This is a genomic window from Flavobacterium sp. CSZ, from assembly GCF_015350725.1.
Classification (GTDB): domain Bacteria; phylum Bacteroidota; class Bacteroidia; order Flavobacteriales; family Flavobacteriaceae; genus Flavobacterium.
Map to the genome: position 1 here is coordinate 32811 of NZ_JADKPQ010000027.1, position 23582 is coordinate 56392.

General features: G+C 35.1%; 15 protein-coding genes and 1 pseudogene. 4 read left to right on the forward strand and 12 right to left on the reverse strand.

Annotated features, from left to right (window positions below):
- Positions 1–190: 190 nt before the first annotated feature.
- The 4 genes from IRZ78_RS23495 to IRZ78_RS23510 form a co-directional block, all read right to left on the reverse strand.
- On the reverse strand, positions 191–1645 hold the full coding sequence (locus IRZ78_RS23495; protein WP_194619529.1) for an AcvB/VirJ family lysyl-phosphatidylglycerol hydrolase: 1455 nt from the start codon (positions 1643–1645) through the stop codon (positions 191–193).
- Position 1646: 1 nt separating this feature from the next.
- Positions 1647–2315, reverse strand: a complete 669-nt coding sequence (locus IRZ78_RS23500; protein ID WP_194619531.1) for a DUF998 domain-containing protein — start codon at positions 2313–2315, stop codon at positions 1647–1649.
- Between the two features lie 15 nt (positions 2316–2330).
- Positions 2331–4955, reverse strand: a complete 2625-nt coding sequence (gene mprF / locus IRZ78_RS23505) for a bifunctional lysylphosphatidylglycerol flippase/synthetase MprF (protein ID WP_194619533.1) — start codon at positions 4953–4955, stop codon at positions 2331–2333.
- 121 nt (positions 4956–5076) lie between these two features.
- Entirely contained in the window at positions 5077–6105 is a 1029-nt protein-coding gene (locus IRZ78_RS23510; protein ID WP_194619535.1) for a LacI family DNA-binding transcriptional regulator, read from the reverse strand.
- A gap of 129 nt (positions 6106–6234) precedes the next feature.
- Between IRZ78_RS23510 and IRZ78_RS23515 the strand changes: the two genes are divergently transcribed.
- From IRZ78_RS23515 to fucP, 4 genes and pseudogenes are all read left to right on the forward strand, one after another.
- A complete protein-coding gene (locus IRZ78_RS23515) occupies positions 6235–7251 on the forward strand; it encodes a zinc-binding alcohol dehydrogenase family protein (protein ID WP_194619537.1) in 1017 nt (338 codons plus the stop codon).
- 2 nt (positions 7252–7253) lie between these two features.
- The gene (locus tag IRZ78_RS23520) at positions 7254–8081 is read left to right on the forward strand and encodes an amidohydrolase family protein (RefSeq protein WP_194619539.1); all 828 of its coding nucleotides are present in this window, start codon (positions 7254–7256) and stop codon (positions 8079–8081) included.
- A gap of 3 nt (positions 8082–8084) precedes the next feature.
- A complete protein-coding gene (locus IRZ78_RS23525; protein WP_194619541.1) occupies positions 8085–8876 on the forward strand; it encodes an SDR family oxidoreductase in 792 nt (263 codons plus the stop codon).
- 87 nt (positions 8877–8963) lie between these two features.
- Positions 8964–10278: pseudogene (gene fucP / locus IRZ78_RS23530) on the forward strand (L-fucose:H+ symporter permease).
- A gap of 884 nt (positions 10279–11162) precedes the next feature.
- Here fucP and IRZ78_RS23535 read toward each other — a convergent pair.
- The 8 genes from IRZ78_RS23535 to IRZ78_RS23570 all read right to left on the reverse strand — a co-directional run bounded on the left by IRZ78_RS23535 (position 11163) and on the right by IRZ78_RS23570 (position 23567).
- Positions 11163–11834: a hypothetical protein gene (locus tag IRZ78_RS23535; protein WP_194619543.1), complete on the reverse strand. Its 672-nt coding sequence runs from the start codon at positions 11832–11834 to the stop codon at positions 11163–11165.
- 164 nt (positions 11835–11998) lie between these two features.
- Positions 11999–13687 (reverse strand): sodium/sugar symporter, encoded by a 1689-nt coding sequence (locus IRZ78_RS23540; RefSeq protein WP_194619545.1) that lies wholly within the window; start codon positions 13685–13687, stop codon positions 11999–12001.
- A gap of 277 nt (positions 13688–13964) precedes the next feature.
- Positions 13965–15119 (reverse strand): glycoside hydrolase family 5 protein, encoded by a 1155-nt coding sequence (locus IRZ78_RS23545; protein WP_194619548.1) that lies wholly within the window; start codon positions 15117–15119, stop codon positions 13965–13967.
- Between the two features lie 38 nt (positions 15120–15157).
- Positions 15158–17245, reverse strand: a complete 2088-nt coding sequence (locus IRZ78_RS23550; protein ID WP_194619550.1) for a beta-galactosidase — start codon at positions 17243–17245, stop codon at positions 15158–15160.
- Between the two features lie 258 nt (positions 17246–17503).
- Entirely contained in the window at positions 17504–17830 is a 327-nt protein-coding gene (locus tag IRZ78_RS23555) for a DUF1565 domain-containing protein (RefSeq protein WP_194619552.1), read from the reverse strand.
- A 198-nt stretch (positions 17831–18028) separates the two neighbouring features.
- Positions 18029–19828, reverse strand: a complete 1800-nt coding sequence (locus IRZ78_RS23560) for a glycoside hydrolase family 2 TIM barrel-domain containing protein (RefSeq protein ID WP_228520596.1) — start codon at positions 19826–19828, stop codon at positions 18029–18031.
- 59 nt (positions 19829–19887) lie between these two features.
- Positions 19888–21462, reverse strand: a complete 1575-nt coding sequence (locus IRZ78_RS23565; protein ID WP_194619554.1) for a glycoside hydrolase family 43 protein — start codon at positions 21460–21462, stop codon at positions 19888–19890.
- A 35-nt stretch (positions 21463–21497) separates the two neighbouring features.
- Positions 21498–23567 carry a glycoside hydrolase family 3 C-terminal domain-containing protein gene (locus IRZ78_RS23570; RefSeq protein ID WP_228520601.1) on the reverse strand — a complete coding sequence of 690 codons (2070 nt, stop codon included), beginning with the start codon at positions 23565–23567 and terminating at the stop codon, positions 21498–21500.
- Between the last annotated feature and the right edge of the window lie 15 nt (positions 23568–23582).

The following is a 23582-nucleotide window of genomic DNA, read 5'->3' on the forward strand; positions in this document are numbered from 1 at the left end:
ATTCTATAGACCAAAGGAACAAATGCAATATAAATACTACAAGTACAACTTTGTCTTGTACTTTTTTGTACCTTGGATTCGACGCTGAGATCTTTATTATTACTATTTAATTAGCAAATAAAACAGCTAGTTTATGACAAGTGTAATTACTTTATAATTATTAGTCAGCACAAGTCAACAATCAAAACCTTTATTTGTGCTCAGATACCACCTCTCTGGTATTTTCTTTTAAAATACTTTCTGCTATTTTATCAAAATCATTATTATAATGGTGTGAGCCTGGTAATTCAATAGTTTTAATACCTGATTCTGAAAATCGCTTGCGAGTTGCAGGATCTTCCTCTGTACCAAAAAAACAAAAAGGATTTAAAACTTTAACCTTTTTCATTTCAGCAATGACATCATAGTTGTCATCTGCACTACCCATACTCAGCATATCTGCAATATGGATTTCAAAATCAGCTTTTACATCAGGAGATAAACAATAGACACCTTGTAGTTTTTCTTTTAAAGGTTGCGATAAATTAGCAGCGGCAAATGGAACTACAGATGCTCCAAACGAGTAACCTGCAAGTACAAATGTTTTTCTATTCCATTGCCCCATGTAATGTTCAACAACTTTAGCTATCATACCTGCTGTTTCTACAGGAGTTTTTGCATTCCAAAAATATTTCTGCGCATCTAATCCTATTACAGCTATTCCTCTCTGAGCAAGAGCTTCACCCAAAGATTGGTCAAAGCTTGTCCACCCGCCATCACCGGAAATCAAGAAAGCAATTGGCAGGATTTCATCTTTACTTTTTGTGGGAATTAAAGTTAAAGGCGCTTCAAAAGGCAGAGGTGCAAGATGCTGTTCTTTAAGTAAAACATTTTCCTGAGATTTTTGTTTTGTATAATTCGGCGTATTTAAAATTTCCCTGTAGGCATCTGTAAATTGTGTTAGCCAATTTTTAGTTACAGAAAAACCATGACCAACTTTCGCAAGTGTTATTAATCTGCCTTGCTTCATTCCTTCCATATATTTTTTTGTATCGGCATAATTACAAACCTGATCTGTTGTTCCCTGCAGCACAATAAATGGTGCTGTTAATTTTTCTGTTTTCTCAAGATAATACGCTTTCCCTTCCTTTAAAACATGAGAAGTCAAACCTGATCCCTCGCATAATGTTTTATCTGTTTCTATATCAGGACAAAATCCCAGGCCAATGGCACCACTGAAAGTATTGGCCGGAGCTTGTGCCAGCATGCCATAAACTAAAGTTGCCCCTGAAGAATACCCAATTAATATGGGTTTTAGATATTGCTTCATCTTTAATTTTTTCTGCAGCATCAAACTTAACTCTTCAAAATCTCCGGCAGGATAATAACATTTTGATTTTTCTTTTTTAATTTCTTTAAAATAATGCTGAATGTCTACACCTGCAACTACAGCTCCCTGATCTGCAATATTTTTAGCCATTTCAACTACCCCACTGTTCCAGCCTCCGTCTCCTGAAATAAACAAAACAACCGCATTGGCCTCTGTTTTGGGCTTGTAGATTGTGACTTTACCAAATATCCCAACTTTTATGGTATCCGTTTCAATAGCAAAAACGCTAGTACTAAACACAAAAATCGCCAGAAGGAGTATTATATTTTTTTTCATCTTAAACATTTTTTGCATTGTGAAATATACTTTTCTTATAATACATTATAACTGAAATTGTGATAAAATAAAGGTATAGATTGAGCATAAAAAGCCGCTGCCATAATCCTCTGTAAAGATTGATCAGGTTATCCTTAGAGGAAAACCTAATTGTAAATAAAAACATGGTAATAAGTCCGATAACAAAAACAATCCATGAGAATAAATAAAACCCACACCTGTTTTTCTTCGTCATTGTTGTAAGCATTACTAAAGGTAAAATCAGTGCCGCAATAACTCCAATACCACCTAAAATATTGTGCATAATAAACGAACCAGTCATTCTACCTGCTATAATATCAGCTTTAAATAAACCTGAACCAATACCTTCTCCTAATCCGTAGAGCATAATCAATACCGAAGCAAACTTTACATTTTTTAGTTTTTTATCAAATGCCTTTCTAAAAACAAATCCAAAAAAAATAAATATAATTCCAATTAGTGTCCACCAAACAGAAATGAGTTTTGATACCGGACTTATGGAGGCTCCCAACAAACTGATCGTGTTTTTTAACTGGCTGTATCGCGGATAATAACTACCATATAAAAATAATATAGCAAAATCAACAATGCAGGCAGTAATACAGATTATAGCCGCGACCCTGACCAGTTTTAACTGACTTATTCTCATGGTTTTTATTTGTAACTATGGTTTTACAACTTTATTTAAAACTATTGGAACCTGCAGTAAATCATAATCGTGAGTATAGATTAAATATTTATTATACCATACGGGAGAAAATTTCTCCTTAAAATCCCGCAAACTTTTAAAATGAGAAAAAAATTTAATTCTTTCATAAGCAAACTTCATTGATTTTTCCGGAAAGGTATCGGCCTGCTGTATTCCGCTCATTGTAGCGAATCCTAAATTTACAGCAGTACAGCCCTGAGATTTCAAATAGGTAAAAAGCTCTAGAAGAATAAAATCCATTATACCGTTTGGAGCATCATTGGTTTTACGAATGAGATCATAAGTCCCCTCACCTTGTACATAATCTGGAATAACATTTAGAAAAGCAACGATTTTTTCTTCAGTGTTTTCAACTGTAATAATGGTTTGCCCTTTGAGTTCTTCCCAATCAAACATACCTTGTGAAAATATTATTTCACTTCTTTCTGTGCCTGCCAGCCATTCGTCACTTACTGCCTTTATCTTCTGCAGCAATCCATCTTTTATGGGCGCAGTATGCACTACTGCTTTAAAGCCTTTCTCCTTTACTTTGTTTACAGCATTACGTAGTGATTTCTTTGCACTGCCTTCCAGTGTAAATAATGATAAATCTACAACTCCTTCCTGGCCTATAAACAGGCTCTTTTTATGCATTGAGGAATATATTTCTAAATTTTCTTCCGGTACGCGATAATAAATACTTCGCAGTCCGTTGTTATAACAATAACTATCAAACTCAAGTATACACTTGCGCATTTCCACAGCTGATTCTGCAGCCGGGTTTTCCAGAACTACGGCAAAATTATCACTGATACGATAAGCTAAAAAAGCTTTTTTACTATTGGCTATAAAAATAATTTTATCGCTGTAGGTTTTAAAATAATCCAAAGATGAGTTTGCATACTGATCCAGAATTGTCTTTGCGGTTTGAAAATCATCTTCTACTGCTTCTTTTTTTATTGTATAAGGACGAATTAAAACAAAGATTAAAAAAGCCAATGATAGAAAGCCGCAGATATTTATAGAAAGTAGAAAACGTCTGGCAAAACGGTCAAGAGGAACTAAATCTGAACTTAATAAAAAATAATTCTCAATCGAATATTTTATTGACTCAAGCCAGTTAAAATCAATATTGAAGTGTTTTTTATCTAAAAAATAAAAACCTATAACACCATATGCTAAAACGGCAAAAATGCTTAGCAAAACCGTTTTTAACCCCACACTCTGAAGGCGTAAATTGCTTTTTACGTAATACTCCTTCTTAGTAACAATTAAGCTGACCAGCACTACTAATGCTATTATGGCCTCCTCATAATCAATTGCCTTTGTAAGATGTCCAATAACCGAAATCCCTGTTAAAATCACAGCAGACCACCAGGCATTTCGTAATCCTTTGAGCATAAATGCGGCGTTAATGAGCATAAATAAACCGGCAGTGATAACAAAATAGTTTGATGCTTTAATGGCAGAAACAGGAATTATATTCTCTAAAGTATGCAGACGCTCTGAAATTGCTGGGGTTAGGACAGAAATTATATTTATTAATCCCAGAGCAAAAAGCAGAAAAGAAGGAACTATCCGCATCAGTAATTTATTGGCGCTAAATAAAAAAAGTGATGCTCCAAGTAGTAAGGGAATCCAGAATTCTAAAAAGCGGTACAAAAAAGTAATGGCTATAGCGTTGACGTTTTCAAAGCCAAATTGCATCAATATAAAACCCATTGAAATTTCTATCGCTCCCAGTCCTCGAAGAAAAGGAGAAACAATCAAGAATATAACCGAAATAATATAGCCCATTACAGCAGCAGATAACGATGGGGCAAAACCCAGAGCAATCATTGCGATATACAAATGGCCGATTCCGACAAACTCAACAAGAACGGAATAAAGGACGATTTGCCAAAACTTTTTTTTATCTATTCTATTGTTACTAAAATCATCCATAAATACCTCAGCAGATGGTGAAAATTTTATAATGAGGCGATATATATATCCTTTGTTTAAAATGGATTTATAAATGTAGAAAATAAAAATACTTAACATTACAATGGCGCTAAATGCATACCATTCCCCTGATCCTGCTGTTCCTTGAAACAGGGAATAAATTAAGGCTGGTACTGCTACAATAACTACGGAAAGAATTCCCACAAAGCCGTATAGTATTGAAGCAAAATGAATTTGAGTAGGCTTTACACCTCTCTTTTCAATAGGTTTTGTAAAAAATGCTAGAGAAGATATTCCCCCTGCCGGAAGAAATACGCTCACAAAGTTGCGTTTCAAAAATAAAATAACTGCTTGTTTAAATGAGATTCTACTCTGAACAGCCTGAAAAGAAGCAAAATACATCAACCCCTGCAGTAAAATATAAATAACAGTAAGCGCAATTCCGCACAGCACCCAAAAAATGCCGGCATCTGCAATTACATTTTTCACCTGTTCTAACTCTGAGCGTTCGTGTTTGATAAACCAGATTCCAATTCCAATAAAAAAAATAGTGAGTATAAACTGTCTGATAATTTTATCATTTTCACGTAAAAAAGAAATCCCTTTTCTCTCTTTAAAAAAACTAAAAAATGTATTGGAAATGTTTAGTACTTTCATATTGATTATTTATTAAAATCAAACTGCAGATATATAAATGTACAATAATTATCTATTATTTAAAGTGCTACCTCACCATTTTATAAATTCTCAAAACATGTTCCATTATCAAGAGCACTTTCTATTTTAAATTCTTATCTGAAGATTGTCTGATAATCAATTCTGGTTCCAAAAAAATTCGTTTAAACGTTTTTTTCTTAGGATTATTTATTCGTTCCAAAAAAGCCTCTGCAGCTAATTTCCCAATTTGTTCACTGTGCTGATTCACTGTAGAAATGGAAGGCTGCGTTAGTGATGTAAATGGCTCATCACTAAAACCAATCAAAGCAATTTCTTCTGGAACTTTAATATTATTTTCTAAAAGCACCTGTAAAGCACCCAATGCAGCAATATCTCCAGCTACATACACTGCGTCGGGTCTTTCTGGAAAATCTAATAATTGTTGCATAATTCGACGTCCATCCTCAACACGCAAATTACTCTCTATAATCCAGCTTTCCCTAATTTCTAAATTTGATTTTTCCAGTGCATCTTTATAGCCCCGAATCCTTTCCTTATATATACGAATATGATTAAAACCAGCAATATGAGCTATTCGTTTGCAATTTTGAGAAACTAAATGATCAATAACCAAATGACTACTTTTATAATCGTCAATCCCTACATAATCCACATTCAATTCCTCTTCTCCTCTATCAAACAAAACAAGTTCTGTACCTTTAGATTTTATTTTTTTGTAATATTCTAAATCGATGGTTTCATTCGCCATCGAAGCAATAATACCATCCACTTGAATTTTCAATAAGGTATCTATTTCTTGACATTCCTTCTTGTACAATTCATTTGACTGTGTCATGATAATATTGTAACCGTTGAGGTTGAGCACTTTTTCTATATTCTCTACCACCGATGAAAAAAAATGACTGTTAACCCTCGGAATAATAACACCTACTAAATTGCTCTTTCCTTTGCGTAAAGCACTCGATAAATAATTGGGCTGATAGTCCATTTGCATGGCTATTTCTCTGACCGCTATTTTAGTCTTGTCACTAATTCTGGGATGATTATTCAATGCTTTAGAAACTGCCGAAGGTGTCAAACCCAGTACTTCAGCAATATCTTTTATTGTGTATTTTTTTTTATTCTCCAATTATTTTATATTTGTTCAATCGATTGAACAAATATAAGACTCTAAATAAAAAATACAATGCCTTTTAATTGTATTTTTTATTTTTAAAACTGTTCAAACGTTGGAACAGAATAAATAATTTTTATAAATATGAAATATATTGTTTGCGAAAAACCCGGTGAATTTGTTTTAAAAGAAAAACAAGCCCCGGTTAGAAAAGAAAATGAAACCTTATTACAAATTAACAAAGTAGGAATTTGCGGAACCGATTTGCATGCTTACGGCGGAAATCAAGCTTTTTTCAGCTATCCTAGAATTCTGGGACACGAATTAGCTTGCACAATACTAGAGATTGGAGAAAACCCCAGAGGAATCAAAGCTGGTGACAACGTTGTGGTAATGCCTTATATAAGTTGTGGTACTTGTATTGCCTGCAGAAATGCAAAAAACAACTGTTGCACTAATATTAAAGTATTAGGTGTTCACGTCGATGGAGGAATGCAAGAACAAATTACAGTTCCCACTTCCATTCTTTTACCCGCTAATAATTTATCTGACAATCAAATGGCAATTGTTGAGCCATTGGCTATAGGTGCACATGCTATACGCAGAGCTGCCATTGCTCCGGGGGAAATCGTGGCTGTGGTAGGTTGCGGCCCTATCGGAATTGGTATTATGAAGTTAGCTCAAATTGCAGGTGCTAAAGTAATAGCCATTGACATCAATGAGCAGCGTTTGGCCTATGCTAAAGAAAAAATTGGTGTAGATTATACCCTAAAGGCAGATGCAAATACAGTTGAAGAAATCACCAAAATTACCAATGGCGATTTATGTACTGCTGTTTTTGATGCTTCGGGACACAAATACGCTTTAGAAACATGTCCCAGTTATATGTCACACGGCGGTCGTTTTGTGCTTGTTGGATTATCCAAAGGAGAATTGACCTATAGTCATCCTGCTATTCACGCTAAAGAGATGACCTTAATCTGCAGTCGAAATGCTACTACAGAAGATTTTCAATACATAATCAGTATTTTAGACCAATTCCCAACAGAATCCTACATTAGCCACAATGTCCCTTACACTGAAATGATTGCCAATTTTGATAGTTGGTTAGATCCCGCAACAGGAGTAATTAAAGCTACTGTCGATTTTAAATTAAAATAGTTATGACAATAGATTCGCATCAGCATTTTTGGATATATGAAGCAGAAAAACACGCCTGGATCGACGATGATATGAAAGTCATTCGCAAGAATTTCTTGCCAGAAGATTTAAAATTGGTTTACCAAACTAACCATATTGATGGTTGTGTGGCTATACAAGCCGATCAAACATTAGCTGAAACAGATTTTCTTTTGGATTTGGCCCAAAAAAACGACTTCATCAAAGGAGTTGTAGGTTGGGTGGACCTTAGAGCTCCAAATATTGACACTGTTTTAAATCATTATAGCAAATTTATAAAACTAAAAGGTTTCAGACATGTGCTTCAAGACGAAGACGACCATAATTTTATGTTGCGTCCTGATTTTTTAAACGGAATTGCCACTTTAGAAAAATATAGCTTCACTTATGATATTCTTATTTTTCCGCATCAATTAGGAGCAGCATTGGAACTAGTAAGACGTTTTCCAAATCAAAAATTTGTCATCGACCACGGTGGAAAACCATACATAAAAGAAGCATTCTATGATGGTTGGGCAGCTTTAATAAAAGAGATTAGTAAATGTCCAAACGTATATTGCAAACTTTCGGGAATGACCACCGAGGCCGATTACAACAATTGGACTGCTGAACAAATCGAACCTTACATGCAATTGATTTTGGACGCTTTTGGTGCAAGTAAAATCCTTTTTGGTTCTGATTGGCCAGTGTGTCTGGTTGCTGGAAATTATACAAAAACAAAACAACTAGTAACCAATTTCATTTCAAAATTAAGCTCAGAGGAGCAAACTGCCATTATGGGAGGCAACACAATTAAATTTTATGACTTATAAATTATGGATTTAGCATTAAAAGGAAAAGTAGTGGTAATTACAGGTGCGGCAGGTATCCAAGGAAGTATTGGAGAGACTATTTTGCAACATTTGGCAGCCGAAGGAGCAATTCCAGTGATAATTGATAGAAACGATCGAGGATTTGCCTACATCGAAGAAATTAAAAAACAAGGAATTGATGGTTTGTTTTGTAAAACCGATTTAACAAATCCTACACAAATTGAAGAGGCAATTGTGAAAATCGTTGCTAAATATGGTCGAATTAATGCCTTGATTAATAATGTTGGTGTTAATGACGGAGTTGGTCTTGAGGCTTCATACGAAGAATTTATGGATTCTTTGAAATTGAATATGGTGAGTTACTTTTTAATGGTCAAGCATGCTCTTCCCTATTTAAAAACTTCCAAAGGTCCAATTTTAAATATTGGTTCTAAGGTAGCACTAACAGGTCAGGGAGGAACTTCTGGGTACGCCGCAGCCAAAGGTGGTGTTTTGGGCCTAACCCGCGAATGGGCGGTGGATTTAATCAAATATTCTATAAGAGTAAATGCTATTATCATAGCTGAAAGTTGGACTCCTGCCTACGACAATTGGATTAAAACACTTGAAAATCCGGAGCAAAAATTAAAGGAAATCACAGCTAAAATTCCCTTTGAAAATAGAATGACAACTCCCGATGAAATTGCTCATACTTGTTTGTTCACCATTTCTGAAAGATCCTCACACACTACTGGACAGTTCCTCTTTTGTGATGGAGGCTATGTTCACTTGGACCGTTCATTATTGAGAACATAAAAAATTTAACACTTAAAAGAACAACTTATATTGATTATTTATTTGTTGTTTTCTAACCAATCAACCTAACGAATTAAATTTATACAAATGAACCAATCTTTTCCAATTCCTATAGTAAAAAAGGAATTACTTTTTCAGTTTATTATAATCACTACTTTATTTGCCCTTTGGGGAATCGCCAATGATTTGACAACTCCAATGGTTTCAACTTTCAAAAAAGTGATGCCCGAACTATCCCATACGCAAGCCTCATTGGTTCAATTTGCCTTTTATTTTGGCTATTTCTTGATGGCCTTACCCGCAGCTTTATTCATTAGAAAATACAGCTATAAATCAGGAATAATAGTAGGACTCATATTGTACGCCACAGGGGGCTTTCTTATTCTATCCTGCAGCACATTACCAAAGTTACACCTTCTTTCTTATCTCTCTATGGGTAATTACCTGTGGTTTAGCCTTTTTGGAAACCACTTCAAATCCGTTAATTTTATTCCTGGGCAATAAAGAAACAGCCACGCAACGATTGAATTTAGCTCAGGCATTCAACCCCATTGGTGCCATAACCGGATTAATTATGGCCCAATTTTTAGTGATTGACAAAATCAAATCAGATGATTACACCTCAGAGGCATTCAAGGCGTTAAATTCAAGTGAATTAGCTGCAATCCGCAAAAATGATTTAGATGTTATTAGCGTCCCATATATCGGACTGGGAATCTTTGTCTTAATCATTCTAATTATCATCAGTTTAACCAAAATGCCCAAAACGGCACACGAAGATAAAATGTCTATCGCAGAATCTTTTAAAAAGTTATTTGCTAACAAAAATTACAAACATGGGGTTTTAGCACAGGCTTTTTATGTAGGCGCACAAATTATGTGTTGGACTTTTATTTTTCAATATGTAGACAACATAAATACAACATTCGGGCTAGAATTGACCGCTACGTATTATAACATAACTGCCATGCTTTTATTTCTATTAGGCCGATGGATTGGAACGGGCTTGATGAAAAGGATAAACCCTTCTAAAATATTAATGGTATTTGGTATTGGAGGTGTTTTATGTGCAGCAGGCGCAATTATTTTACAAGGCATGCCTGGACTACTTTTTTTGGTTTGTATTTCTATTTTTATGTCCATTATGTTTCCCACAATTTATGGTATAGCTTTAAAAGACATGGGAGACGAAGCCAAAATTGGTTCTGCAGGATTGGTTATGGCTATTGTTGGGGGCGCATTAATGCCTGTCTTACAAGGAAGCATTTTGGACTGGGGTGGCCCAGGATTTTCAGATATTAAGCTATTAGGATTCATTCCTGAAGTGAATTTTTCCTTTATTTTGCCTTTAATCTGTTTGGCTGTTGTAGCTAACTACGGTCGTGCGACTTTAAAAAATTAATTCCAAATATCCTTATAACAAAACCTCTAATATATTGTTTTGCCTATTGAGCAATACAAAAGAAAAACTTTGGTTCTCTGTTAGCTGTGAGAATCAAATATAAGATGTTAAGTAATTTAAAGTTAATCCCCTAATTTACAGAATGATTTAAACATAGATATCCCTGGTCTAAGTATCTGATACCCTCTAAGTATATCAACAAGCTTAATTCCGCTCCATGTTCCCCTGGCCCATTCCAAACTTTTAAAGTATAATGAGTTTTCTATACGCCACTTGGTAAAACAATTATCCTGTTATATAATATTGTTGAGATATTTACATTGCCGAATTTTAATCTTTGAGAACTAACAACTGTTATATGATCCCTGCAGTACTAAAGCCTCTTTTATCTATGTTTATCACTCTTGGCCTGCAGTTAGTACTTAATTGCTTTAATTAGAAATCAACTGTATTACCAGAGCCTTTCAACTGCTCTATATAAATAACACTATTGCCCTTTAATCTTACTATTAAGTCTGCTGCATTCTCCAACTACCACCAACTTGTACTTTGCGTTTCTTGATTTGCATCTCTTTTAAAGGTGCAAACTTATATCCCCGGCACTGAATCCATAGCATGATCAAGATGAACTCCTCGCATTCTTATAATCTCTTCCATATCCCGGTAGCTTAAATGTAAACCTAAACTTAAAAATATACTACCTGCAGTATAATAGACCTCGCATAGCAATGACCTTTGGTATTGATTCTTCGATGGGTTTAAAACCCTAAAAATGAAAGTTATTTCAAGATGTAAGAAGCCCCCCTTTTTCTGTATATTAGTCAGATCCTACAGAACGGTACTCAAATCCTATCAAAGTGGTTTGTATAAATAAAGTATTGTCATTAAAATTTATGAAAATTAAAGACATATTCTTTTCTGAGTAGCCTATCATAGGCTAGGGCATTAAATGTATAAAGTCGTTCATTTGAAGAAGAGATAATATTCTCTTTTTTCACAACTGGCTTCAAGATTCTTTTTTGCACTAATTTTTTACAAAAACCAAACCCATCAGCCTGATTTCCTGAGATTTCCTTATAAAGATTTAATACATCCTCTAATGTAAACTTCTGGGGTAATAAGTCAAAACCAATAGCTGAATTACAAATAAAATGAGCCAACTGATAAAAGCTTAAATCAATAATGACATTATCATTATTGATCAAATATGGTACTTCACTAATTGAACACCATCTTCGATTATGATCTAAATTTTCAGAATTTAATTTATAATTTTCCATATTAATCAAGGCGTAGTAACTTACAACAACTATTTCTTTTGTATTCTCGACATTGGGCTTAACAAAAGTCTTTAATTGTTGTAAAAATAGATTTTTAGTAACACCAAACTCATTTAATAACCTCAGGGCAGCTTTATCTACATTTTGGTCATTTTCTAATCTTCCTGATAAAATCCTCCAATTTGTTCCTACTTCAATTTCTGGTTTTGACAATAGAACTTTAAACTTTCCTTGATCATAAGTAAATACTGCGCAACTAATTCTAATTTTATTCATATCCCATTTTTAAATTAGATGGCCAACAAAAAATGGAGCTTGAGTGAGGATAAAACTATCTTTAACTCTATTTTTTGTTGGCATATCTACTGTTTAGTTTTGTGCTAAATTCACAGATTTCTTATAGACTTTCTGGATATAATTGCTTTGTTTTTATCATTTTTCTACCAAAAAATTGAATATAAGGCCACAAGTACGCCAACAATTAACATTGCCCCTACTGCAAAGCCATTGCTTACTTTAAACATTTTTGAATCGATTTCAAGTCCTTTTGTTTTAAGCCCTTTTTTGGCATCATACAAACTTATAATAACCATTAACAAAATACATATTGTAAAAACAAATCCCATTCGGTCTAAAAACGGAATTTCATAAGCCATTGTTTTATCTTTCTGCTCTACTAATGTGGCAAATCCCGTGCTGCTTAAGAATTCTAAATTCATAAAATTAGGCAGGAACTTAAATATAACTGATAATACAAATCCTCCAGTAGTAGCAAACATTGCCGCATTGGAACTTGTTTTTTTCCAGAAAAAACCAAGAATGAACATCGCAAAAATCCCTGGACTTACAAATCCGGTGTATTCTTGTATGAATTCAAATCCGCCTTTTTTATCAATTCCCAACATGGGGGCAATAATAACTGCCAGAAGCATAGTTGTTACAACGGTAATTTTCCCTACTTGTACCATTCTTTTTTCAGTGGCCTCCACATTAATTTTCTTCTTGAAGATATCCAGGGTAAAAATGGTGGAAATACTATTTACTTTACCTGCCAGTGAAGCCACCACAGCAGCCGTCAAAGCAGCAAAAGACAATCCTTTTAACCCTACTGGCAACAAGTTCAACAATACCGGATAGGATCTGTCCGGGTTTATGATCCCGTCAGGTCCTAACATTTCGGTCTGTAAACCACCTTTTGTGTAAATTACATAGGCCGCAATTCCTGGTAAAACCACAATTACCGGCATTAATAATTTTAAGAATGCTGCAAACAAAATTCCGCTTCTTGCCGTTTTTAAATCAGCTCCTAAAGCTCTTTGGGTAATGTATTGGTTACAACCCCAGTAATTCAAATTCACAATCCACATGCCTCCGAGCAAAACGGTCAATCCAGGTAAACTAGGAAAATTAGCATTGTCTTTTTTGAATATCATGTGAAAATGGTCTCCTGATTGATTGATCATATAATTAAAACCTTCGACCATTCCGTGTTGTCCGTTTAATTCCGCTACTTTGTCTAATGCTAAATAAGTGGTTACCAAACCTCCAAATATCAAAAATACCACCTGAACTACATCGGTATACCCAATTACTTTCATACCACCCAACGCAATTACTATGGCGAAAAATGCCAATCCATACATACATAAATTGATTTCAATTCCCGAAATCCCATTAATGGCTAAGGCTCCTAAATAAAGAATAGAAGTTAAATTCACAATAACATAAAGTAACAACCAAAAAACAGCCATAATCATAGCCACGTTTTCATTGTATCGTTCGCTCAAAAATTGAGGCATCGTATAAATCTTGTTCTTTAAATAAACGGGGATAAAAAACACAGCTACAATAATTAAGGTTAAGGCCGCCATCCATTCGTAGGTAGCAATTGCCAATCCCATTTTGAATCCATTACCTGACATGGCAATAAATTGTTCAGACGAAATATTAGAAGCAATTAATGATGTTCCAATTGCCCACCAAGTCAAAGAACCCTCTGCTAAAAAGTAATCATGTGATGCCGAAATAGATTGCGTATTTTTTCGTCTATACACAGAATAGCCATATCCAGCTACTATAAGGAAATAGACTAAAAAAACAAGGTAATCTGTTAATTGTAATGTATTCATAAAATATTGTGGTTAAATTAGTTAATAAAAAAAATATTGTTTTTTGTTGAAGTAGAAAAAAAAGATATCTAAAAAGCTATTCATTACTAAATAAAATAGCCCCGAGATCTTATTCAAGCTAATACAACACATTTAAAAATATGCAGTATAATTAAGATCGTAATTAATCCTATTTTTAAAATGAGAATTCAAAACATATTACAGGTAGAAAAAATTTAATCTTACTCGATGAGTTATTTTTGCTTGTAGTTTAAATTAGATACTAAAGAGAACTGAATTATTTCTTTTTAGTTTTTTTAGAATAAGACTCTGCTTTTGCTTCTTTAGCTCCCTGAAACATCGCGCTAATCACTCCTTTATCTAAAACCTTAGCTGTGTCACGATTCAATAAATTCATTGGGGTATCCCAGTAATAGGGAATAATTCCATTAGTAAGGCAAGATTTTACTACATATTTATTGAAATGTTCTACTGATTTATAATTGAGCTGCTGATTTTCGGGATCCTCAATTTTTCGACGATAAGCTCCAAATTCACCCAATATTACAGGTATGCCTTTATCAACAAACTTTTTTTTCAAATCACTGAAAAGTTTATCCACAGCATCTTCCTCACCCCATGTACTGTTACGCTCTGTATCGGTTTTAGAATGAAAATCCTTTCCCCAGTAGTAAAACATTTTGCCCCACTGGGCATCATCGTTCATTAAACAAAACTGAAAAGGGGAATAAAAATGTACCTCTACCATCAAACGATTATTAATCTTGTCCTTAGGCAGGGTATTCATCAACTTAAGAGTTTTTTCTATATCAGTTTCAGGTCCTTGAATAATGAGTGTTCGGGATGTATTATTGCCTCCTGTTGCGCGAACGGCATTAATAAAAGTCTGATAGTAAGATAACAGAACAGACATTTGAAGTGCATTTGAAGCATGGGGCTCATTTGCTCCTGCGAAGAGTAAATGCTCATCATATTGCTTAAAATACTCAGCTATTTGAGTCCAATAGGCCTTTTGTCTTTCATTTACTTTTGCTTGCTGTTTTGGATCGACCCTGTTTTCAAGCCATCCTTTATCCCAGTGCATATTAATAATTACATAAAGGTCATCTTTAATGCAATAATCTACTACTTCTCTTACACGGGCCATCCATTGAGGGCTAATTGTACTTGAAATTGTATCGGAATGGCAAAACCATGCCGTTGGTATTCTTATTGTATTGAATCCTGCAGTCTTTATAGAATCAATCAATTTTTGCGAAGTTTTGCCGGCTCCCCAGGCATCCTCACTGCAAATTGCTTCAAGTGTATTTCCTAAATTCACTCCTACATGCATGCGTTTGGCCAATTCTGGGGCTGTTGGTAATTGAGCAAAAGCATTTAAGCTCATAAAAAAACCACTGACAAAAAGTAATACTTTGACTTTTTTAATCATTTATAAATATTTATACAGTTATTATTATTTAATAATTCTTATTCGATCCAAACTAGTACGCCTGCTGGTTTGAGCATTTTTTCTCCTACAAGTATTTTAGCCGTAGCCGGCAAATTCATCCTATAATTATCTGAAGAATAATTAACACCAAAATTAAAACCATCACGCCAATAAGTATACACCCCTTCAGGGTAGTCTTCGGTTGTAGCTCCGGCCATTGTGTAAATTTGCTTCAAAATATTTTTTTCCAATTTAGAATCATCAGTATCTACACCAATATAGGTTACAGAACCTTTACCCATGTTATGACTTACAACAGCAGCTTTTCCTTTGTAAAATTGATTGTTGTAAGTTGCAAGTATTTCTGTGCCTTTACCAGGAGTAAGCAAATCGGCCCAATTGTTCCAACTATAATTTATAGAATTCATTAAAACTTCCCCTTTCTTATACGATGAAAGCATATCGGTTGACTCAATATGTGCGCCGATAAGATCCGATAATGGCGCTGCCCATTCGCCTTGCCAGATATGTCCATCTCTGTTTCTTGTTGCAGTACGGCAAGTTAAAATCAAATGACCTCCATTATTTACATAGTTTTTCCACTTTTTAACCAAAAGAGAATCTACTAAATCATAAGCAGGTACAATCAAGAATTTATATTTAGAAAAATCAGTGTCTTCCGCAATCACTTCAGTAGGAGCTCCCAGAGATTTGGTCAATTCCAGAAACTTTACAGGATATCCCCATGTATCCCACTGATAAGTCAATTTTTGTCTGTCAATAGCCCAATAATTATCCAGATTCCAAAGAATAGCTGTTGATCTTGCTGCCAAATTTTCAGGTATTTTTTGATTAGGCTTGTATTGTTTTCTAAGTGATTTAATCTCCTTTATAAATTGCATATATTCATTCCCTCCAGTAGAAGCGGTAACTCCATCTGGTTTGATGATACCTGCATGGTATTGCTCAGCACTATAATTAATTTGACGAAACCTATAAGAGCATGCTATTTTAGCTCCAGCAGCAAAAGTATGATACAGCCACATCCGTACAGTACCTGGTAATAATAAAGGATTATAACTTCCCCAATTCACTGGGCCTGGTTGGATTTCCATAACTCCTGAAACACCACCAACCGATTTATAATATTCGCCTGCAAAAAGGATTACCTTACTATCTCCTAACCTAAAACCATCTTCCCCTATATTATTACTTCCACCATTAGGATAAGCTGTATAGGCCGCAAAATCAAGTTTAGTGGTTCTTCTTGGATCGGCGCCTGTACATATAGCCGTATAATTTGTTGTTATGTATTGATTCTCTAAAATATGTTCCCTTAAAATCCCTGCTTGAAAATCAAGACAATCTGCCTGTGAATCTGCTGAAAAACGCTTAAAATCAAGCAATGCATGAGGATTATTACCCCACCACCCCACTAAAGTGGTATTAGGTATTACAACCTGGTCAAAACTATTAAACCATTGACTCCAGAAAGCTGTTCCCCAAACTGAATTCAGGCCTTCTATTGTTTTGTATTTGTTTTTCAGCCATTTTCTGAATGAATTCTGAGAGTCTGGACTGTAATCAGCTATGGCGGGTGGTTCATTATCAATTTGCCATCCTACCACATTCTTGTTCTGCCCATAACGTTTGGCAAGCTCACTGACAATCTTTGCAACAAACATTCGGTATTTAAGGTTGACCGTAGAATTTAAACCCCGGGTACCATTCTCGGCGCGAATATAATGATCATCCATAATAAAGGTCTCAGGATAATTAATACGCATCCAAGCCGGAGTTGTCGCCGATGGCGTACACATGACTATTTTCAGGTTGTTTTTCACGCAAATTCCCACTACTTTATCCAGCCAGGCAAAATCATATTTTCCTTCAGTGGGTTCCATTTTATACCAGGCAAATTCTGCAAGATGCACAAATTCAAATCCCATCTCTGCTATTTTCCTGATATCACGTTCCCATTGGTTTTCATTCCAATGTTCGGGGTAATAATAAATTCCTGTAGATATTAAATCTTTTTCAGGAAAAAATCTGCTGGCATTTTGTGATCTCACGCTCATTCCGGTAATGATCAGTAGTAACAGTAAAAATTTAGTATTTTTTCTCATTTTTATAGTAAATCGATTCATTTTATCAAAGGCAACCTATCTAAGACCTAGACTTCAGGCTGATATTAAAAATTATATTAAGAGCTTTATAATGAGCTATTTTTTGCTAATGGATAACTGATATGAACAATCAAGAAAAACACAGAAGGACATCACAACAAAATAATTTTGTTAAATCCAGCAGCCAAAAGTATTTATTTCTTTTTCTTTGTTTAATATACTTATGTATCCAATTGGGTATCAAAATCGTGCATTAATTTATTTTTCACTCTTCAATTCAATCCCCTTTTTCTGATTATCAAAATTTTTAATGGTGAGTTTTTCATTTGCTTTTCGCGAATCCTCGGATGTAAACACAATAGGCTTATCTAAATAATAAGTTCCTCCTGCTAAATATATATCAACATTTTCTGAGATTCTTCGTGCCTGGGCTATGGCTTTACCTATCGAAGTAAAAGACTTACTTGTGGTTCCCTGATAAGTATCATTTCCTTTAAGAGGAGCGACATACAAACTTGTCTGGGCAAACAAATTTGTTGAACACAAAAGAACTAATGTTATAATTATTATTTTTATTTTATTCATCTTATTTTGCATACGCTTTTAAAAAAGTTAAACGATTACTAACTTGTTTAATCCACTCACGAGCCATGAGTTCATGACCAAATACAGTTGGATGCACACCATTCCAAATCCAATAATCAATTGAAGCTAACTTTGCCAAAAAAAATATCACTAACCAATTTTAAACAGACCAAAGTCAATGCTATTTCTTTTACATTTTTAATTTTTATTATAATACTCGTTCATAATATACCATGCCTTTTTCTTTTCCCCGTTTTCAGAAATCAATCCTTTTCTATTATAGCCTTTTTGATAGACTGGATGCATCCTGCCCAATGATTTGTAATCATATAATATCCATGGACAAACACCGCTCAAATTAGGAATGGTCTTAAACATTTCTAGCTGATTCTTATAGATCTGCTCTTGATATTCTTCAGACCAAGAAGAAGCCTGGTCAGTTGGAACATTTTTATTCCCATATAAGGCCTCTGCGCCAAATTCAGAAATAAACACTGGTTTATCAGGAAAATCGACTTTCCATGTCGCCTCTGAAGGTTTTCCCTGCCAGGAAACATACCAGCCTATGTACTCGTTAATAGCAATTAAATCTGAATAATTATATAGTTTGTCCCAAACATTAAATGAGTTATTAGTATAGCCTTGAGTATTTATAACATGTGTTATTAATCTTGTAGAATCTATTGCTTTGCACTTTTCAGTCAGATCAACAAGTGCTTTATCTCTATTTGGAGTACTCGAATAGGTTTCGTTGGAAAGACTCCAGAGAACAACTCCACAACGATTTTTGTCTCTGCTAATCATTTCTTGCAACATGATATCCATTTTTTTAGGAACAAGACTATCCGAAAATTTAATATTCTGATATACCGGAAGTTCACTCCATACCATTAATCCCATTTTTTCTGCTTCTTTAATCATATTTTCGCTATGTGGATAGTGCGCCAGTCTAACAAGATTACAACCTAATTCTTTGGCTGAATTGAGCAATAACTTGGCATCTTCCAATGAAAATGCTCTGGATTTCTTCAATGGATTTTCCTCATGAATATTAACCGCTTTAATAAAAATAGGTTTATTGTTCAGTAAGACTTCACTTCCTTTAACTTGAATACTCCTAAAACCAATTTCATCAACAATAGAATCGGTTTCACTCTCAAGAATTACTTTGTAAAGTTTAGGACTCTCAGGTGACCATAACTTGAAGCGAGAAGAAAAATCAATCTTTGCATAACCGCTGTTATCCGTTTTGGTTTTATAAACGATATTTAGTTCAGGTATTTTTACTTTAATTTTTTGGTTCGTTTTCTCTCCATTTAATTGAATCCAGCCCAGTACATTATTCAAACTTCCTTTTTTTAACTGAATAAAATAATCGTCAATGTAGGTGTTTCTGGTTTCAATAATATTTACATCGCGTGTTATCCCTCCATAATTCAACCAATCATAACCATAACCGGGAATTCCATTCTCTAAACGGTGGTTATCTACTTTTACAATTAATGTATTATAACCTTCTTTTATTCTATCAGTGATTTCAAATTGAAAGGGAGTGAAGCCTCCTTCATGACTTCCGAGTTTTTCTTCATTCAGATACACATCGGCAATATAATTGACTGCTCCAAAATGCAGGAACTGCCTCGATTCTTTTTTCTTAGAAACAGTAAATGTTTTTTTGTACCAGACAGCACCTTCATAAAAAGTAAGCTCACACAACTGTGAATTAAAATCACCCGGAACATTCAACTTTGGTGCACCAACAAAAGAATATTCAAAAAAATCAGTCTTTTTCTCAGGCTTTGGTTCTATCCAAAATTTTTTCCAACTTCCAATATTCCCTGGATCCAGCAATACATTCCATTTCCCATTTAAACTTGTTAAATGCCTGGCTTGAACATTAACCATTGCTGTTTGTGCCTGTACATGATTACAGAAAAAAACAATTAGAGTAACCAAGATCTCTTTTATAAACACTATTTTCTCTCTTTTTTTATTCATGATACTTCTTATTGTTTTTATTAATCCCACCAAACAGATAAAACACCATTAAAACAACATTAATCTAAAGCTGCCGGTTTGTATAAAAACTTATCAAAATCAGCATAAGCTTTAGTCTTTTTATTTTGTGATGTGGCATATAATCCGATATAAACTCCCGTAAAACCTCCATTGGTTTCAGAACTCAGATACCATATATTTATCTTTCTTAAAAAATTAAATTTCTTACCATCCAGAGAATAATAAAATGAGTAATAGTCTTTATCTCCTTTTACTTTCAAATAAATTTTATCCTCAGGAATTTCCATCTCGTATGCGATGTGGTTCAGCGCTCCCATACGATAATGTACTACTAGTTTACATTTGCCTTTTTTCGATTTTTTCAAAAAGATCTCATAATGCGCCTGAGGCGAATAGTAAATGGTCATTCCTGCTTCGTCACCTTGCATTGCATCGTTTAACGACAGCACAGTGACAGTGGAAAAATCAACATGTTCTTGTCTGCGTCCCACAAAAGTGGGTGAATCATTATCATCTAAAGAAACCGCGCTGGCTTTCAGCCTCAATGAACCTTTTTTCTCTGTTAGAGAATAATTAGTCATAAACGGATTTCGAAGGTAGTTCCAATCTACGCCTAATTTCGCTTCGTCAAAATCGGTAGATAAGTCTTGCTGTTTTACAGGTTTTAAAGGTAAGGTAGCAACATTCATATCTATATCAACAGTACCATTGCCATTTATAACGGGCCAGGCATTTGTATCCCATCTTACGGGAGCTAAAAATGTTTCACGTCCCAATACATGATGCAGTAAACTTTGAGGACGAAAACCCAAAAATACTATCCACCAAGAACCATCATGGGCCTGAATAAAATCGCCATGTCCAGTACCTTGAATTGGGTTGTTTTGAGAGATTTCATTTATGTGCGTAAAAATCGGATTAGAAGGGTTAGACTCATAAGGTCCATAAATAGATTTGCTGCGCGCAATGGTCATTTTATGTCCATACTCGGTACCACCTTCAGAAATCAATAAATAATACCATCCATCTTTTTTATAAATATGTGGTGATTCAGGATAACGTCCTCCTGTTCCATTCCATACAATTCTGCTTTCAGTAAGTTTTTTCCCTGTTTTTACATCTATTTCAGAAATGGTGATGCCTTTTCCATTCGATATAAAATAACATTTAGCGTCTTCAAAATATAAAGTAGGATCAATACCTCCCTGCTCAACAAAAACAGGCTCAGACCATTCCCCGGCGGGATTATCTGTGGATACATAAAAATTTCCGCCACCCGATACATTTGTGGTAACCATATAAAAATGACCTTCATGATAACGAATTGTAGGGGCATAAATACCAGCAGAAGGTAGGCATTTGTCTAATTTGAGTTGGGAAGGACGAGTCAGACAATGGCCTATTTTTGTCCAGTTAATTAAGTCTTTGCTATGAAAGACCGGGACCCCCGGAAAATATTCAAAACTACTGGTTACTAAATAATAATCATCACCAACCCTGCATACACTCGGGTCAGGATGAAAACCTGAAATAACAGGGTTTTTATATCCCTGAGCGTTAGAGTACTGATAGAAACCGAAAATACAAATTAGAAGAATTATTATTTTTTTCATGCAAAATCTATTTATTTAAAATCAATTACAATGTCCTATTTCAAAATAAAGTCTTCCCTACCCCTTATATCGGTGGCCGAAGCTCCAATCATAATATTGAATTTACCGGGCTCTGCAACCCATTTATTTTCTTTGTCATCATAATAAGAAAGGTCCTCTTTTTTTAAGGTAAAACTCACCGTTTTTTCCTCTCCCGGTCCTAAAGAAACTTTCTTGAACCCTTTTAGTTCTTTAACCGGACGAGACAAACTTGACTTTTCATCGTTAATATACAATTGAACTGTTTCCTTTCCCACAACTTTACCTGTGTTTTTTATTGGAATTTTTATAACTAATGAATCGGATGGTGTAATTGACTTTGAAGAAATGACAGGCTTCCCGTATTGAAATGTCGTATAACTCAATCCGTATCCGAATGGGAAAAGAACAGGAATATTTTTAGTGTCATACCAACGGTATCCAACTAAAATATCCTCTTTATAATACACACTGACACCGTCACCCGGATAGCTAAGTTTGTCAAAGGCATGAGCGCCGACATCTTCCAGTTTTTTAGGAAACGAAATAGGCAGTTTCCCTGAAGGGTTTACTTCGCCAGAAATAATATCTGCCAAAGCATTTCCTGCCTCTGAGCCAAGATACCATCCTTGCACAACAGCAGGAACTTTATCTAACCAAGGCATAGAAACCGCATTTCCGCTTAATAAAATTACAGCTACATTTTTATTGACTCTCTGTATCGCTTGAATTAGTTTATCTTGTCCGAATGGCAAACTAAGAGATTTTCGATCGCCACTTTCACAATCCTGATAATAATTTTTATTCAACCCGCCTATAAAAAGTACCACATCGGCATCTCGGGCAACGGCAAGAGCTGCGTTTTGCAAGGAATCTATGTTTAACTTAGAAGGTTCTTCTGCTCCATAAAGCGGCCTACCTGACGCATATCCCATGCTGTAAAGAATATGATTTTCACCGTACTTATTTTTTAATCCCTGTAATGGTGAAATTTCATAAGCAGCTTTAAGCGATGTAGAACCTCCTCCAAGAATCAAACTGCGTGTGGCATTTTCGCCTATAACGGCAATCTTTTTGTATTTTCCTTGTGTGATAGGCAAGAATTGTTTGTCGTTTTTAAGCAGAACAACTCCTTCTTCTGCTATTTGTCGAGCTGCCAGGCTATGCTCTGGTGATACAAAACGTCCAAAAGGACGGTTTACACTCATGGTAGTGCGAAGAATCATTCGCAGGATTCGGGCTGCTTTATCATCAAGTTTAGAAATTTCGTATTCCCCTGATTTAATTCCTTTTAGGAACGGATCTGCTAGATAATAGCTGGAAAAAGGGAAATGACCTTGTGTTGTCAATCCATTGGTATAGGTACCCATTTCAATATCAAGTCCGCCATTAACTGCCTGATCGGTATTGTGTACACCACCCCAATCACTTACCACCACGCCATCGAACTTCCAGTCATTTTTCAGAATTTTATTGAGTAAAAGGTCATTATGACAGCAATGCACGCCCCATATTTTGTTATAAGCGCCCATAATAGACCACACATTCCCTTCCTGAACAGCAGCTTTAAAGGCCGGAAGATAAATCTCGTGCAATGCCCTCTCACTTATATTCACATTAATTTCACCGCGGGAAATTTCCTGATTGTTCAATGCAAAATGCTTTACACATGCAGCAACTCCATTGGACTGTACACCCTGAATATAGGGAACCACCATGCGCGAAGCCAAAAAAGGATCTTCGCCCATATATTCAAAATTCCTTCCATTGAGCGGTGTACGATAAATATTAACTCCTGGTCCCAGCAACATGGTTTTGTTTCGGTAGAGGGCTTCTTCTCCAATAGATTTACCATAAAGCCGCGATATGTCGGGATTGAATGTTGCCGCAAGACATGTTAATGCTGGAAAAGCAGTGCAAGAGTCATTTGTCCATTGCGCGCCACTCCATTCATCCCATAATTTCTCATCACTCACACCATGCGACCCATCTGCAGACCATACATCCGGAATCCCCAGCCGAGGAACTCCTTTTGAACTGAATTTTGACTGAGCATGGCAAAGTGCCGCTTTTTCTTCTAATGTCATCCGTGACAAAGCATC